Here is a 13,670-nt window from a genome sequence, read left to right on the forward strand (position 1 = left end):
GCAATTCTACTCGGCGGTGGAAAATCGATCGAGGCGCAATCGATGCCGATGATCGGTCAGAAGGCGAGCGCCTCCCGTCACGGCGGCGAGCGTCCCCAATCCCGTCCCGCCGGCGATCAAGAACATGATCAAGAGTTGATACTTGACGGCGTCGATCGGTTCGACGCCTGCAAGGATTTGACCGGTCATCATCCCCGGCAAAGAGACAAGGCCGATCGCAGCCATGCTGTTCATGATTGGCGTGAAGCCGCTTCTCAATGCGTCCCGCAGGACCGGCAGCAACGCCTGATACCGGGTACCGCCAAGAGCAAGGCAAGCTTCGACGGCGGCTCGTTCGCGCACCAGTGTATTCGTCAGCACGTCCAGGCCCAGGCTTATTCCCGTCATGGTGTTGCCCAGGATCATGCCCAACAATGGCAGCGCATAGCGCGGATGATACCACGGATCCGGACGTAGCTCCGTCAGGAGCGCGAACATCGTGACGGTACCGGCCGCCAGCAGCATGCATCCCGCTCCTAAGCCATAGCTCCAGATACCCGGTAGGCGTCGCTTTTGCCGAGCGACGATTTCCCGTGACGCGAAGAGAACCATGATGACGGCGGCGAGGGCGGTCCAGAGCGGCGAGACCGCGGCAAACAGGAACGTCAATACGTATCCAACGAGCACCAGCTGAAGCACCATCCGCACGGTGGCGATGGCCAGCTGCTTTTCAAGCTTGAGGCGGAGAGCGAGCGAGAGAGCGCCGTCCATGACGACAAGGAGCGCGGGCAGAACCAAATCGCCGTATGCCAAGTGAATGTAATTCACGGCCGATTGTCCTCGATCCCGCCGTCGGCATTCATCACAATGACCCTCGACCCGACGCGGCAGGCCTGGGCGTTGTCGTGAGTGCTCCAGACGACACTCGTTCCGTTCGAAATGCGTTCCGCGATCAAAGATTCCACTGCCGCCGTCGATGCCGAATCGAGGGCCGATGTCGGCTCGTCCAGGAGAAGAACCCGCGACCGCAGCATCAGCGCCCGCACTAGCCCCAGCCGTTGTCGCTCGCCGGTCGACAGTCTTTGGACCGGCCAGGGACCGCAACTGCACGGCAACCCCAGTCTCATGACCAGCGGTAAGGCATCATCCCAGCAGCTGAAGTGATCTTGCACGATGTCTGACCACCAGCCCGGCTCGGCAGCGAGGTAGGTCACCCGCTTGCGCCAAGCCGGAGCGGGCATGGCCTCCCTGAGCGTTCCGTCCAGTTCGACCATTCCTTCGTTGGGATCGAGGTCCGCGATCGAGCGAAGGAGCTGGGTCTTCCCGGCGCCAGAAGGCCCTTGCAGGGCGACGCATTCGCCGTCCTGCAAGTCGAATGAAACGGAGAGGTGCAAGCGCTTGAGCGCGCGGACCGTCAGCATGTGTCAAAGCTTCGCCGGAGCCGATCGGCAACTCGCCTCGCGATCTCCGCCGGCGCCTCGTCCGGATAAGGATGCACCGAGCTGACATTGATCTCGCCGAGGACATAGCTGTCGGTCCCGTCGGGAAGGACCGGACCAAGCATGAAGTCGGCGTCCCAAATCGCAGGCAGGTCAAGTCGCGCAATATCCAGCAACGACGTCAGCTGGGGCGTCCACTCGTCTTCCATCAACCGACGCAGCCGCTGGAAACGCGGCTCTGCGTTCGAGGTGTAGAGGCGCGGTCCGGCCTCGGAACGGGCGGCCGGCGAGTCGACCAGGGCTTTGACCTTGTGATAGCCGAAGCCGGCACAGCGATCGCCCGCCATGTAGCAACGCACCACGCCTTCGCTTAAGCGAGGCTGGAATGGTTGGTCGATCACGCTGCCGTTCTCGAAATACTCCGCGCAACGACGGAGAAAATCATCCAGCGTCAGTTCCTCGGGCGCGTCTTTCGTCGCGTCCAGCACCTTTATCATGGAGGAGGTCGGCAGACTCTCGACCTTCCAGACGCCTTGGCCGCCATTGCCCCGGTTGCGCTTGATCACGCGCGGACCAGCGGCGAGCCGTGTCGGCAACTCGGCGCGCATGGCCTCGGCGCTTTGATATAACGCCGTGTCGCATCCCCAGCCCATCGAGCGGGTACGATAGAGTACCTCCTTGGTGCCCATCTTGAGGATGACATCGGGATGAGCGCTGACCCACACGCCCTGAGCCGCGACGTCTCGCAGCAATGCGTCGAGACCAGCGCGATCTCGACGGTCTTGAATGGGGTTGACCCAGACCAGCACGCCGTCAATCGCGAGCAATTGTTCACGAACGTCCTCGGCGAAGCTTTCATCATAGATCGCCGGCTGGGCTTCAATGCCGACGGCGGCGAGTGCTTCGAAGACGTGTACGAAGCGGCTTTTTTGCGCCGTCGCATCCCGCCGCGCGGCAGCGTCTCCGCGTGAGAGGATGGCGACGGTGTGTCGATGAGAAGGGTGTCGTTCGATGTCCATGCGCAAGCTCCACGAATGGCGTGCTGCGCAGAGCTTGGACCGAGGCCTCACGGGGAGTCTGCTTTGTCCCCACGCAAAGGACACTAGCGGGGCCGTCCGCGAGTTTCAAGACATGGCTGGCGCGGTTCCGCGGAGCGGTGAATTCTTTGTGACGTTCGTCGGCGACTTCGGTGGGCCGCCCGAAGCCTACGCCCGTTGACAGCCGCCGCCCTCGGGTTTTTACTTGGGGTTCGGGGATGTGCGATCTCCCCGTGAGGCGACATGCCCAAGCATCGCGTCCTGATCACCAAGGGCGCACCATGTCATCATACTTTCCTCGATTGCATCCAGCAGACTGGCTCGATTTCTCGGCACGGCGTCCGCGCCGGTCGCATCGCTGTGCGCATTGATGCCCGCGGCCTGTTGCGCCGTGTTGGCACCGAGTAGGGGAAGATCGCGAAACGGACTTCACTTGGGGCAGGACAAGACCAGGAGAATGATCATGCGAACACGAGCAATCTTCCGCACGGTCCTGTTGCTTGCGATCGCGGGCGTGCTGTCGAGCGCGCACGCTCTGACACAGGAGGAGTTGGTCGCCAAGATCCAGGCGGCCGGCTACGCGCAAGTCAGCGATATCAAGTCGACGGCTGAAGGCGTCACCGCCAAGGCGGTGAAGAACGGCAAGGCGGTGACGCTGGTCGTCGACAGCAGTGGTCGGGTTAAAGAGCGAAACTAAGCCGAGGAGTAGCACGATGAAAAGAATCATCTGGGCCGTGGTCGGCATTGGCGTCTGCCTTCTTGCATTTCGCTTCGGCCCCTTCATCCCGGCATATGCCCAGGATGCCGACTGGCAGAAGGTGGACGAGACCCTGGGCCGCAAGCCCGCCGTCTCGGACGACGTCCGCCGTTTCGGCTTTCCCCGCACCGATCTCTCCGTGACATTGGACGGCGTCGCGATCAAGCCGGCGCTGGCGCTCGGTGGCTGGATCGCGTTCAAGCCTGCGCATGGCGGCGCCATGGTCATGGGCGATCTTGTGCTGCTCGAAACCGAGATCAATCCGGTGATGGCGAAGATGATCGCGAGCGGGCTCGAGATCACCGCCGTGCACAATCATCTGCTGCGTGCGAGCCCGGCGACGTTCTACATGCACGTCGCCGGACATGGCGACCCGGTCAAGCTGGCCGCGGCGATCCATGATGCCCTGGCCGAAAGCAAGACCCCGCTGACGGTCACGGCGCCGGCGAATCCGCCGCCCGCCATCGACCTCGACACGGCGAAGCTCGACCAGATCATCGGCGTCAAGGGGCAGGCGAACGGCGGCGTCTACCAGTTCAACGTGAAGCGGCGCGACCCCATCACGGAGGACGGCATGCTGTTGACGCCCGTCGCCGCCATGGGTGTCGCAATCGCCATCAACTTCCAGCCGACGGGCGCGGGTAGGGCGGCCATCACGGGCGACTTCGTGCTGACCAGCGACGAAGTGAACCAGGTCATCCTCGCGCTTCGGACGCACGGCATCGAGGTGACCGCGCTGCACAGCCACATGCTGGACGAACAGCCTCGGCTCTTCTTCATGCACTTCTGGGCCAACGACGATGCCGTCAAGCTTGCCGAAGGCCTCCGCGCGGCGCTCGACAAGACGGCGAGCACGAAGAGCTGATGCGAGGCGGGAGCTGCGCGCGAAGAGGTTCGGTGAAATGCGAGCCGGCCAAATTCACGCGCAAGTATCGCATTGCAGCACTGAAACGGCTCCGACCGTTCCGAACCCAAGCTTGTATCGGTCGTTACCGTTCTACGAACGGAGGAGGTAGGCATGCGTGTCCTAGTGATCACCGCGGCAGTATTACTGTCTTGTACGCTCAGTCCCTCACGCGCCGACGAGACGGCTCCTGCACGTCAGGCGCAGGCGACCGTTCCGGTGCAGCCGGATCGAACTCCCGAGCAAGCTGAACAGGCCCGAGACCAAGACAGGAAGAACGCCGAAGACGTTAAGATCGAACGTGATTGGAAGGCGCAAGGCGGCACCGATGGCGATCGCGCCGGCCGAGCCAATCAATCGGATCAGGATCATCAAACGGTGGGACGTGATTGGCGGGCCCGGCCAGACAACGCCGAGCGTCGTTGAGACAAAATCGAATCCTCTGCGGTCCAAGCCGACAGCGACATATATGGGTGACACGATCACGAGCACCAGCAGGTGACGAGAAGCTTGGTCGGATCCGCGCCGTCTAGTGGTTAGAAACAAAGCTTCGACGGCATTGACAAATTCGACCGGCGCGTAATATTTGCCTCACGGGGAAGCGATCTCCCCGCGAGGCGACATGCCCAAGAATCGCGTCCCGGTTTCGACAAGGACGCTGCATGTCTTCCGTTTTCCGATCCCCTCTCCAAGCCGCTTTATCCGTCTCGCGCCCGCCAGGGCCTCGCTGTCGGCGGTGGGATCACCGTGCCGACGGACTCTGCCGGGCGGGCAGCGATCGTGAACCATCCAACTCGAAATTCATCCGTGATCTCAACGGAGGACTGCCATGACCTACGTCATGAAGCCGCTGTCGTGCGACCCGAGTCGAATCCGCGGCATGTCGGACGAAGTCCATTATCGCTTCGTCTACGACCAGGACGGCACGCTTCGAAGCTATTCGATGGGCGAGCGAAGCATCTGACATAACAACTGACGATTCGGGGATACCGAGACCTCCCCGTGAGATGGAGTCCCATCCAAGCGCTCGCCACCTCGATCCGGGGACGATCATATGGACGCACTTGGCTTCGCTATCTTTGCTCTTGCCGCCCTTGCCGGTGGCTTCGTCAGCGGCTTCTCTGGCTTCGCGATGGGCCTGGTCGTCTCTGGTGTCTGGCTGCACATCATCACGCCGATCCAGACCGCCACTTTGATCGCGGGGTACGGTCTGCTCACCCAAGGCTACGGCATTTATAGGCTGCGACATGTCCTGGATCTGCGCAAGGCATGGCCTCTCGCGCTTGGAACAGTCATCGGCATTCCGATTGGCGTTGAAATTCTCGTCTATCTCAATCCCCTCTATCTGAGGTTCGGAGTCGGTGTGTTGTTGATGATTTACTCCATTTACGGCTTGGCGCGCCCTGTGTTCGCGCCCATGAGAATCGGCACCGGAGCAGACATCGCAATAGGCATCTCGAATGGGATGCTTGGCGGGTTGACGGGGCTCGGCGGCGTGATCTCCACGATATCGTGCCAATGGCGCGGTTGGCCGAAGGATTTGCAGCGGGCCGTGTTTCAGCCGGTGCTGTTCATCGCCTTCGTGGTCATCTCCTTGTCCCAGGCAGCGGCCGGCTCCATTACCAGGGAAACACTGGTGCTGTACGCGTTGGGCGTTCCCTTCATGGTCGCCGGCCTTTGGTCCGGCTTCAAGATGTTCGGGACCATCCAGGACGAGACCTTTCGCAAGGCTGTGTTGGCACTGTTGCTGTTGGCGGGGCTCTCGCTGGTCGTCTCGACCCTCCCTTTTTCCGCTGATCGATAAGGGCATCATGCTATTGAAGCGACTGGGCGCCATCGCCATCCCGAACGGACTGAACAGCGATTTCGATCACGCCGCGTTCGATCCGAAGACGCGCCGCGTCTTCACGGGGGCCTCCTCGCATTCTCCGATGAGTGATGAGTGCAGATCGAGCGCGGCAGGCCGCGCGCGAATTCAATCTTCTGCATGGGCCAGGCTTGCGCTGCCATCCATGCTGGCTTTGTTGATGGGAGGAAATGCCATGGCCGAGACCCTGAATTTCGACAGCGCTGCTGTCGGAACTTCGCCCGACGGGTGGACTTTGACGATGACCGGCAAGGGACAGCCGAAATGGACCGTCGAGGCCGAGGCTACGGCGCCAAGCAAGCCGAACGTTCTCAAGCAATCCGGACGGGCGACGTTTCCCCTCGCCATCAAGCGCGATACGTCCATCCGTGACGGCTTCGTCGAGGTGAAATTCAAGGCCGTTGCCGGCTCCGAGGATCGCGCCGCGGGAGTCATTTGGCGTGCGAAGGATGCCGACAATTACTACGTGGTCCGGGCTAACGCGCTGGAGGACAATGTCGTTCTCTACAAGACGATCAATGGCGTTCGAATGTCGCTCGAGATCGTGGGTCGCAGAGGCGGCTATGGCGTCAGCGCGCCGGTGTCGTCCGGGCAATGGCACCTGCTGCGCTGCGACTTTGCAGGAAGTCGGTTCAAGGTGAGCTATGACGGAAAGCAATTGTTCGAGGTGGAAGACGCCACCATTCCGGACGCGGGCATGATCGGCCTGTGGACCAAGGCAGATAGCGTGACCCTGTTCGATGATCTGACATATGGTGAGAGCAAATAGGCCTTTGGTCACCTATGCCGGAGATTGCCATGAACGTTCGATGCCTGTCGGTCGCGACGGCCCTGCTGATTGCGTCCATCTGCCCAGTACGGGCGGAGGAAGGTCTGGTCGCCTACAAATCGCTCGGTCCAGAACTGGCGCTCGATCTTGCGCGCGCTGCGTTGGCGAACTGCCGCACCCGTGGATACCAGGTTGCAGTTGCCGTCGTCGATCGCTTCGGCGTCACGCAAGTGATGTTGCGCGATCGCTTTGCAGGCCCTCACACGCCCTCGACGGCAGCAGGCAAGGCGTGGACAGCAGCCTCGTTCAAGACCAGCACGACCGAGCTCAATGCGATCAGCCAGCCGGGGATGATGCAGGCGGGCATTCGCAACCTTCCCGGAGCGGTCGTCATTGCCGGAGGACTGATCGTTGAAGCCGGCGGCTCCCTGGTCGGAGCGGTCGGCGTGTCCGGCGCGCCGGGCGGTGACGCGGACGAAGCGTGCGCGAAAGCCGGAATTGATGCCATACGCGACAAGCTGGACTTCTGAGAAGACGTCAAGATCGCGGTCAAAAAGTCCTTCGGCCTTTCACGAGCCTGGCGGCCGTCTGATCCACAGGGACAAGCAGACGCGCCGCCTTCGCACGCGCAGGTGTGGGGCGCTCACCGACAGGAATCGACAATATCCGATTTGTCGCGCCAACCTGAGAAGTAACACCGTCGAGCTTCCCCAACGATTGTTCTCGACAAGCCGATGTCCGCGAGAAGCCGGTCATCCAGTTCGAGAAGCTCGTCGTATTGGCGGCGCCGTGTGATGCCGTCCAGCAGCGCGAGCGTGAGTTTCCAGAACCATGCAGGGCTTGGAGAAGGAACGAAGGCTGCGCTGGATGTGCCGATTGAGCCAGTGGTGCTGTCGCAAGACATGTTTCACCTCCATAATGGAGCGAAACAACGCTTGGCTCGAAAGCTGGTCGGGCGGTTGTGTTTGACCCGATGGCCTTTTCTATCATGCTCGTCTCTGCCGCACAAGCGATCCGCTGATCTGGAAGCTGGAGGCGTCGCTGGAGTGCCGGTCATGCTGAAAGGAACGTTCGGCGCCGCCCGTCCACTGGATCAAGCTGACCGCAACGCGAAGCATCACACCCTGCAAATGAGTGTATCCGACCGAGGAGCACTGATCGGAGCGCCGCCTGATGGTTAAGATCCTCGCTCCCTCAGTGGTGCAACTGAGATCCAGATTCCGACAGAGGCATGCAACGCACGAAGCAGCACCACGGAACAATAAAAAGACTTCGCGGTTAAACGGTCTCCCCCGACACCGGAGTCGACCATTTGCAAGCCCATCAGTCAAAACTTGACGGGATCGACGATACTGCGCGCCTTCAACTGCTCATCGACGCAATCGTTGATTACGCCATCTACATGATCGACCTCGACGGCACAGTCCGCAGCTGGAACTCCGGTGCCCAGCGGTTGAAGGGCTACTCGCCCGACGAAATCATCGGCAAGTCGTTCGCATCCTTCTATACGCCAGATGATCGCACCAATGGGCTTCCAGAGCGCGCCTTGAGCGTCGCAGCACGAGAAGGCCGCTTCAGCGCCGAAGGATGGAGAGTCCGCAAGGACGGAAGCCGTTTCTGGGCATCGGTCATCATCGATGCCGTCCGCAATCAAGCCGGCGAAGTGATCGGCTTCGCCAAGGTCACGCGAGATGTTACCGAACGTCAGGAAGCCCATGAAGAGCTTCTCAATAGTGAGCGGCGCTATCGCCAGCTAATCGAGGCCGTGGTCGATTACGCGATCTTTCAGCTCGACCCACTGGGCAACGTGACAACCTGGAATCCCGGAGCAGAGCGGATCAAGGGCTACGCGCCGCCGGAGATCATCGGTCAGCATTTTAGCGCTTTTTACACGCCCGAAGACATCGAACTCGGTGTGCCCAAGCGTGCGCTTTCAGAGGCGGCGGAGCATGGTCGCTTCGAGGCGGAAGGCTGGCGTTTGCGAAAAGACGGCTCCCGCTTCTGGGCGTCGGTCATCATCGATCGCATCACGGACGAGGCCGGAAACATCGTCGGGTTTGCCAAAGTCACGCGCGACGTTACGGACCGGAAGCGCGCCGAGGACGAGCTCAAGCACGTTCAGGAGCAACTCGCCGCATCCCAAAAGCTGGAAGCGGTGGGGCAACTCAGCGGTGGCATCGCGCACGACTTCAACAATCTGCTCATGATCGTCCTTGGCAATCTCGAAACAGCTGAGCGGCACGCCAAGGCGCCCGGAGCCAATCTGAACCGGGCGCTCGCAAACGCGAAGCGCGGCGCACAGAGAGCCGCGGCGTTAACCAGTCGCTTGTTGGCATTTTCGCGCCGACAAGCGCTCGATCCCAAGCCAATCAACGTAAACAACTACGTCAATGGCCTGCAGGAATTCCTTCAGCGCACGCTCGGAGAGCGCATCGAAGTCCAGACCGTCGGAAGTGCGGGTCTTTGGGAAATCGAAGCCGACGCCAATCATCTGGAGTCAGCCATCGTCAACCTGGCAATCAACGCTCGTGACGCCATGCCCGACGGCGGAAAGCTGACTTTGGAAGCAGCCAACATCTCCGCCGACGATGATTACTGCCGGCTCAATCCTGAACTGGCGCCCGGTCAGTACGTCGCCATTTGCGTGACTGACACCGGAGGCGGAATGTCGCGCGACGTTCTCAGTCACGCTTTTGAGCCCTTCTTTACGACAAAGGAGCCGGGCCACGGCACCGGCCTTGGCCTGAGCCAGGTCTACGGCTTCGTCAAGCAATCCGGAGGCCACGCAAAAATCTACAGCGAGGTGGGGCAGGGCACCACCATCAAGATGTACTTTCCGCGCTTCTCCGGAAGCACACGGCCCGAAGAAATCGCACCTGAGGAAATTGCCGAGGGTGAGCTATCCGAGACCGTTCTCGTCGTCGAGGACGATGAGGATCTGCGCGTCTATATTTCTGACGTCCTGCGGGATCTCAACTATCGCGTCCTCTCGGCCCGCAGCGCTCAGGCCGCTCTGACCATTCTCCTGCAAGACGACTCGAAGGTGGACCTTCTTCTCACTGACGTGGTCATGCCGGGGATCAATGGTCGCGAACTCGGCAGGCGCGCGCATCAAATTAGACCGGGACTGAAGATCCTGTACATGACGGGCTATTCGCGTAATGCCGTGGTCCATCAGGGAAGGCTTGATGAAGGTGTCAACCTGCTGGAGAAGCCAATCTCGCAAGCAAAACTGGCGCTGAAGGTGCGAGAGATTCTGGATCAGTTTGAATGCCCAGGGTCTGACCAGCGGTACTATCCTGACCGCTGGCCGGCGGCGGCCACCGTAGCACCGTCCGTTCTCTGGGGCCTTAGCCGTCATCCCTTCCCTGACTGCCTGGTGCCTCAACGGGCACCAGGATTCCCATACTGCGCTCACCCTGAGGGAGTGGATCGGTAGCCGGACTTCCCCGCTTGACCTTTTTTCGCGCCGTGAGATTTTTAAGGGTCCGAAAAAAGCCGGGGGCGGCGATGAAACTGTTGAACGAATACCTGGAGCGTGCCGTCGGTCTGGAGAAATTGGCGGCGGGCGAGCAGGATTCGACCTTCAAAACTCAGCTGTTGAACCAGGCCGCGGCTTACAGAAAGCTGGCGGCAAAGCGCGCCTTGGAATACGGACTGCCGCCACCAAGCCCGCCAGAAGACCCGCCGCAGCCCTGAGAGAGTTAAAAGATCGATCTGGATCAGGGCCGCCTGCGGCCGTGCGGCTGGTCAGCGAGGGCGACGAGGCCCGGTGACGCATCCTCCAAGAGTATGTCGCGGGCTTTCGCGAATTGATCGGGAAGTTGCGCAAGAAGCTGCACTCCCGAAGTCGAGCTGACATCCGTTGGGCGGGGGACCCTTGCTCCCTGTGTTCAAAATGGAACATAACTCTTTATCGCGAGTTCCTTCCCGATCGCACAGCGGGGTGCGCAGGGGGCCAGCATGCAAGGGACGGGAGTTACTATCCTCGTCGTCGAAGACGAACAGCTTATCCGCGACATGGTGGCCGACGCATTGTCAGATGGCGGCTTTGAAGCCGAAGTCGCCGTCAGCGGGGAGGATGCAGTTAGTCTTCTGCAGGGCAACCAAACCAAGTATCGCGCACTCGTTACCGATATAAATTTGTTCGGAAAGCTCGATGGCTGGCAAGTCGGCCATCGCGCCAGGGAGCTAAATCCGGACATCTCTGTGATTTACATGACAGGCGCGGCGGCCGATCAATGGCCCGCCCACGGCGTGCCCAACAGCATCTTGCTGACCAAGCCATTTGCACCTGCGCAAATCGTGACCGCCGTAGCTCAACTTCTGAATACCGGAACTCCGCCCGCTCAGTCCTGAGGGGAGTGGACGAAGCCTTCTCCGACCGAGGCAGCCTTAGTTCTTCGTCAAGGGCTTGGGCGGCTCTTCGGCCATGGCCTCGACATCAATGGCAGGAAGCTCGCCAGTGCGGTCTTTCAGGTCTGCCGCACGCTGGACCAAGCCAGCAGCGACCGTGGGATTTTTTGTTGTTTTTGCCATGCGCAGCAATGCCGCTGCGGCCTCACGGGCGAACTGATTTAAGCGCGACACGGTTGGACATCCGACACTTAGCTGACGTGGAATGATTCAAGGGTCGAATATTCGTTCCGAATTCGGCTTAAAAATGCGCGCACGACACAAGAAGGGCTTCAGCTCGGGGCTGGGCCAGCTGAGGTCCTTCGTGTGTCGGCACCACGTTATTGGAGCGCGGTTCCGAATGATGCCCAACTAAAGAGGTGGTTCTTGGTTCCCGGTTATCAGCCCAAATTTCGAGAAAAAAACGGGCCCCAGCTCGCGGGGCTATTGGGGGGCATGGAGCTGGGGCCACTCGGGGTCGCCCTTGGGGAAGGGCATCGGGAAAACTTGGCAATCGCAGGAATGTTCCTGTCTTTTCCAAAGAGCGAGTGTGTAGATCAACCGCACGGCCGCGACTTGAGACGTCCTCGTGAAGGACTTCATGACCCCCTGAGCCCCGGTCCTCCGGGGACACACCGCGTTGCAAACTCGCTATGATGGATCGAAGCCGCGCAGAGTCGTTGGGCGACCAGTCCTGCAATAGTGAGAGGCGCGGTGATCCACAGCGCTACGAAACCAAGGCGTGTGCGCTGTCGAATTCATACGAAAGGGCCAGATCCGGGCGCGACGCCCCCGGGACTACGCGCCCACATCGCAAGACGGCGATGCTCGGTCTGACTTAACGTACGTGCCTTATTCGGACACAGCGAGAACGGTCAGGCCCCTGGTGCGCTTGTGGGGCGTCTCGAAGTCGATCCGCTGCCCCGGCGATAGGCCGATCAAAGCCGCTCCAACAGGCGTCAGGACCGAAATCCGACTGAGCTCGATGTTTGCCTCATGCGGATAGACCAGCACGATCTCTCGGCTCGCACCCGTCTCGTCATCGCGATAGGTCACTTTCGATCCCATCCTGATCACGCCTCGCAAGTTGTTCTCGTCCGTCACCGTGGCACGTTCCATCTCTCGAGCCAGAAAATGGGCCACTCGCGGAAACAGATCCATGCTCGAATTGGCCAAGGAACTGAGGCGCCGTGATTCGTCCTCAGTAATCTTGATCGGCGGCAACGCCGACTGTTCTCGCCGGCTCTCAGCTTCGAAATTGCGCATTGGTCGCTCCTATGCTGCAGTTGGTCCGGGGTCGTCATCGAACGGGTTGCCTGACCGCGTCGGCCCTCTCCGGAAGAATGGGACGACCTTTGAATCCGATGGGGTCAGGCTTTGGACCCTGACGACATTCAGACATCCGGCGACGAAGTACGGCATCTGATCGCCGACCCGCAGTCCGATCAAAGCTGTACCCAGCGGGGTCAACACCGAAATGCAGGCGGGATCCGACCAGCACTCCTCGGGCCAGACCAGTTGCACGGTGCGACGCGGAACGCCCCAATTCGTGCAATGGGTGACCCATGATCCGATCGTCACGAAAGGACGGACGTTGTCCGTTTCGTCCGCGACGATATCGGCGCGGTTGATTTCGCCCATGAGGAATATCCCGTCCAAATCTCCTTTTTGGACGGCGAGGCGGGCGAGCTGTTCGAGCCGCGGATAGTCTGATGAGGTCAGTGCGATTTTCGGAAGAGGCAGCACGGCGCACTCCTTCTGCTTCAAGACGACCTCTCGAGTGGAGGTCACGAAAGCTGGAAAAGAGCCCGGACGGCGCGAACACCGTCCGGCTAACCGCCTGCTTGGAGGCGGCCGGCGTGAAGAGCAAAACGCGCGGTGCGCGCATCAATGTCGATGTCATAAGCCATGTTGCTCTGACTATAGTGGTTCATTTCCCTGGAAACATTGCGACGAAACCGCACAGCACCTGTACACGCGAAATATCGAGAGGAGACAAGGAGCGTCATTGAAGTGAGACATCGAACAATCACGCGGGTCTACCCAGCTGCGCAAGAACGTGCGTCGAAGATTACATCGCGTGGGATGGACAGGCTGACGTTGCTGCAGGCGAACGCTCTTGTCGCACCGGTAGGCCCCGGGCGGCGGTTTGACGTGAATGTGAGCCGTAGTTCTACAGAACCATTATTATAGTCGGCATCGATCGCTTGCACCTGGCGATGGAACACTGAACGGGCGCCATGACATGCGATACCGCTTCGAGGTCAGCCCAGCTGAGGACACCGAGCCGGTCGAGATGAGTGGCTGGCGGGGGATCGCGCTCTGCGGATTCTGTGCGTTGCTGGGCGCTCTCGCCGCCGTCGTTGCCGCCGCGACTGGCACCCTTCCACACTGGATCTGAACCGCTCGATCGCGGAGCCAGTGTCCGCGGGAATGGCGGTTTCCGGCCAAACCATCACAATGGCGCTAAAATCTAGCAGTGGAGATATCGATCCGCCTCGGCTAAGCAATTGAGGATCAGCG

The 13,670-nt window shown here is 60.6% G+C and carries 18 protein-coding genes; 11 read left to right on the forward strand and 7 right to left on the reverse strand.

Annotated features, from left to right (window positions below):
- Positions 1–6: 6 nt before the first annotated feature.
- Genes IVB19_RS12135 through IVB19_RS12145 form a run of 3 tightly spaced genes read right to left on the reverse strand, consistent with a single transcriptional unit; the run spans position 7 to position 2,437 of the window.
- On the reverse strand, positions 7–807 hold the full coding sequence (locus IVB19_RS12135; protein WP_018458507.1) for an ABC transporter permease: 801 nt from the start codon (positions 805–807) through the stop codon (positions 7–9).
- Complete coding sequence (locus tag IVB19_RS12140; RefSeq protein WP_018458508.1) at positions 804–1,400, reverse strand: ABC transporter ATP-binding protein; 597 nt, start codon at positions 1,398–1,400, stop codon at positions 804–806. The genes IVB19_RS12135 and IVB19_RS12140 overlap by 4 nt, the downstream gene beginning before the upstream one ends.
- On the reverse strand, positions 1,394–2,437 hold the full coding sequence (locus tag IVB19_RS12145) for a Cj0069 family protein (protein ID WP_026233598.1): 1,044 nt from the start codon (positions 2,435–2,437) through the stop codon (positions 1,394–1,396). The genes IVB19_RS12140 and IVB19_RS12145 overlap by 7 nt, the downstream gene beginning before the upstream one ends.
- A 481-nt stretch (positions 2,438–2,918) precedes the next feature.
- Here IVB19_RS12145 and IVB19_RS12150 point away from each other — a divergent pair, with 481 nt between their 5' ends.
- From IVB19_RS12150 to IVB19_RS12175, 7 genes are all read left to right on the forward strand, one after another.
- Entirely contained in the window at positions 2,919–3,152 is a 234-nt protein-coding gene (locus IVB19_RS12150; RefSeq protein ID WP_026233600.1) for a hypothetical protein, read from the forward strand.
- 16 nt (positions 3,153–3,168) lie between these two features.
- Positions 3,169–4,077: a DUF1259 domain-containing protein gene (locus IVB19_RS12155; RefSeq protein ID WP_018458514.1), complete on the forward strand. Its 909-nt coding sequence runs from the start codon at positions 3,169–3,171 to the stop codon at positions 4,075–4,077.
- 153 nt (positions 4,078–4,230) lie between these two features.
- A complete protein-coding gene (locus tag IVB19_RS12160) occupies positions 4,231–4,542 on the forward strand; it encodes a conotoxin (protein WP_240543400.1) in 312 nt (103 codons plus the stop codon).
- Positions 4,543–4,945: 403 nt separating this feature from the next.
- A complete protein-coding gene (locus IVB19_RS40220; RefSeq protein WP_018458516.1) occupies positions 4,946–5,080 on the forward strand; it encodes a hypothetical protein in 135 nt (44 codons plus the stop codon).
- Positions 5,081–5,170: 90 nt separating this feature from the next.
- Positions 5,171–5,920 carry a sulfite exporter TauE/SafE family protein gene (locus tag IVB19_RS12165; protein ID WP_018458517.1) on the forward strand — a complete coding sequence of 250 codons (750 nt, stop codon included), beginning with the start codon at positions 5,171–5,173 and terminating at the stop codon, positions 5,918–5,920.
- A 238-nt stretch (positions 5,921–6,158) separates the two neighbouring features.
- Positions 6,159–6,752, forward strand: coding sequence for a hypothetical protein (locus tag IVB19_RS12170; protein ID WP_039800453.1), 594 nt, complete (start codon positions 6,159–6,161; stop codon positions 6,750–6,752).
- Between the two features lie 29 nt (positions 6,753–6,781).
- A complete protein-coding gene (locus tag IVB19_RS12175; RefSeq protein WP_026233603.1) occupies positions 6,782–7,282 on the forward strand; it encodes a GlcG/HbpS family heme-binding protein in 501 nt (166 codons plus the stop codon).
- Between the two features lie 113 nt (positions 7,283–7,395).
- Here the strand turns inward: IVB19_RS12175 and IVB19_RS12180 are convergent, their stop codons facing one another.
- A complete protein-coding gene (locus IVB19_RS12180) occupies positions 7,396–7,656 on the reverse strand; it encodes a YjiS-like domain-containing protein (RefSeq protein ID WP_083926524.1) in 261 nt (86 codons plus the stop codon).
- Between the two features lie 408 nt (positions 7,657–8,064).
- Between IVB19_RS12180 and IVB19_RS12185 the strand changes: the two genes are divergently transcribed.
- From IVB19_RS12185 to IVB19_RS12195, 3 genes are all read left to right on the forward strand, one after another.
- Complete coding sequence (locus tag IVB19_RS12185; RefSeq protein WP_247821429.1) at positions 8,065–10,191, forward strand: hybrid sensor histidine kinase/response regulator; 2,127 nt, start codon at positions 8,065–8,067, stop codon at positions 10,189–10,191.
- Positions 10,192–10,262: 71 nt separating this feature from the next.
- Positions 10,263–10,451, forward strand: a complete 189-nt coding sequence (locus tag IVB19_RS12190) for a hypothetical protein (RefSeq protein ID WP_018458521.1) — start codon at positions 10,263–10,265, stop codon at positions 10,449–10,451.
- A 264-nt stretch (positions 10,452–10,715) separates the two neighbouring features.
- Positions 10,716–11,111, forward strand: a complete 396-nt coding sequence (locus IVB19_RS12195) for a response regulator (protein ID WP_085352290.1) — start codon at positions 10,716–10,718, stop codon at positions 11,109–11,111.
- A gap of 36 nt (positions 11,112–11,147) precedes the next feature.
- Here IVB19_RS12195 and IVB19_RS12200 read toward each other — a convergent pair whose 3' ends face one another.
- The 3 genes from IVB19_RS12200 to IVB19_RS12210 all read right to left on the reverse strand — a co-directional run bounded on the left by IVB19_RS12200 (position 11,148) and on the right by IVB19_RS12210 (position 12,914).
- Positions 11,148–11,342 carry a hypothetical protein gene (locus IVB19_RS12200; protein ID WP_026233604.1) on the reverse strand — a complete coding sequence of 65 codons (195 nt, stop codon included), beginning with the start codon at positions 11,340–11,342 and terminating at the stop codon, positions 11,148–11,150.
- 657 nt (positions 11,343–11,999) lie between these two features.
- Positions 12,000–12,413 (reverse strand): nucleoside diphosphate kinase regulator, encoded by a 414-nt coding sequence (rnk, locus tag IVB19_RS12205; RefSeq protein ID WP_039800433.1) that lies wholly within the window; start codon positions 12,411–12,413, stop codon positions 12,000–12,002.
- A gap of 9 nt (positions 12,414–12,422) precedes the next feature.
- On the reverse strand, positions 12,423–12,914 hold the full coding sequence (locus IVB19_RS12210; RefSeq protein ID WP_018458525.1) for a GreA/GreB family elongation factor: 492 nt from the start codon (positions 12,912–12,914) through the stop codon (positions 12,423–12,425).
- 478 nt (positions 12,915–13,392) lie between these two features.
- Here IVB19_RS12210 and IVB19_RS12215 point away from each other — a divergent pair, with 478 nt between their 5' ends.
- Positions 13,393–13,548 carry a hypothetical protein gene (locus IVB19_RS12215; protein ID WP_018458526.1) on the forward strand — a complete coding sequence of 52 codons (156 nt, stop codon included), beginning with the start codon at positions 13,393–13,395 and terminating at the stop codon, positions 13,546–13,548.
- The last annotated feature ends 122 nt before the right edge of the window (positions 13,549–13,670 follow it).

It is taken from the genome of Bradyrhizobium sp. 187, from assembly GCF_023101005.1.
GTDB lineage: Bacteria > Pseudomonadota > Alphaproteobacteria > Rhizobiales > Xanthobacteraceae > Bradyrhizobium > Bradyrhizobium canariense_D.

What these genes read in the sequence shown, in the direction of transcription:
- IVB19_RS12140 (WP_018458508.1), bottom strand. Translation starts at nt 1,400, where the DNA reads ATGCTGACGGTCCGCGCGCTCAAGCGCTTGCACCTCTCCGTTTCATTC.
- IVB19_RS12145 (WP_026233598.1), bottom strand. Translation starts at nt 2,437, where the DNA reads ATGGACATCGAACGACACCCTTCTCATCGACACACCGTCGCCATCCTC.
- IVB19_RS12150 (WP_026233600.1), top strand. Translation starts at nt 2,919, where the DNA reads ATGCGAACACGAGCAATCTTCCGCACGGTCCTGTTGCTTGCGATCGCG.
- IVB19_RS12155 (WP_018458514.1), top strand. Translation starts at nt 3,169, where the DNA reads ATGAAAAGAATCATCTGGGCCGTGGTCGGCATTGGCGTCTGCCTTCTT.
- IVB19_RS12160 (WP_240543400.1), top strand. Translation starts at nt 4,231, where the DNA reads ATGCGTGTCCTAGTGATCACCGCGGCAGTATTACTGTCTTGTACGCTC.
- IVB19_RS40220 (WP_018458516.1), top strand. Translation starts at nt 4,946, where the DNA reads ATGACCTACGTCATGAAGCCGCTGTCGTGCGACCCGAGTCGAATCCGC.
- IVB19_RS12165 (WP_018458517.1), top strand. Translation starts at nt 5,171, where the DNA reads ATGGACGCACTTGGCTTCGCTATCTTTGCTCTTGCCGCCCTTGCCGGT.
- IVB19_RS12170 (WP_039800453.1), top strand. Translation starts at nt 6,159, where the DNA reads ATGGCCGAGACCCTGAATTTCGACAGCGCTGCTGTCGGAACTTCGCCC.
- IVB19_RS12175 (WP_026233603.1), top strand. Translation starts at nt 6,782, where the DNA reads ATGAACGTTCGATGCCTGTCGGTCGCGACGGCCCTGCTGATTGCGTCC.
- IVB19_RS12180 (WP_083926524.1), bottom strand. Translation starts at nt 7,656, where the DNA reads ATGTCTTGCGACAGCACCACTGGCTCAATCGGCACATCCAGCGCAGCC.
- IVB19_RS12190 (WP_018458521.1), top strand. Translation starts at nt 10,263, where the DNA reads ATGAAACTGTTGAACGAATACCTGGAGCGTGCCGTCGGTCTGGAGAAA.
- IVB19_RS12195 (WP_085352290.1), top strand. Translation starts at nt 10,716, where the DNA reads ATGCAAGGGACGGGAGTTACTATCCTCGTCGTCGAAGACGAACAGCTT.
- rnk (WP_039800433.1), bottom strand. Translation starts at nt 12,413, where the DNA reads ATGCGCAATTTCGAAGCTGAGAGCCGGCGAGAACAGTCGGCGTTGCCG.
- IVB19_RS12215 (WP_018458526.1), top strand. Translation starts at nt 13,393, where the DNA reads ATGCGATACCGCTTCGAGGTCAGCCCAGCTGAGGACACCGAGCCGGTC.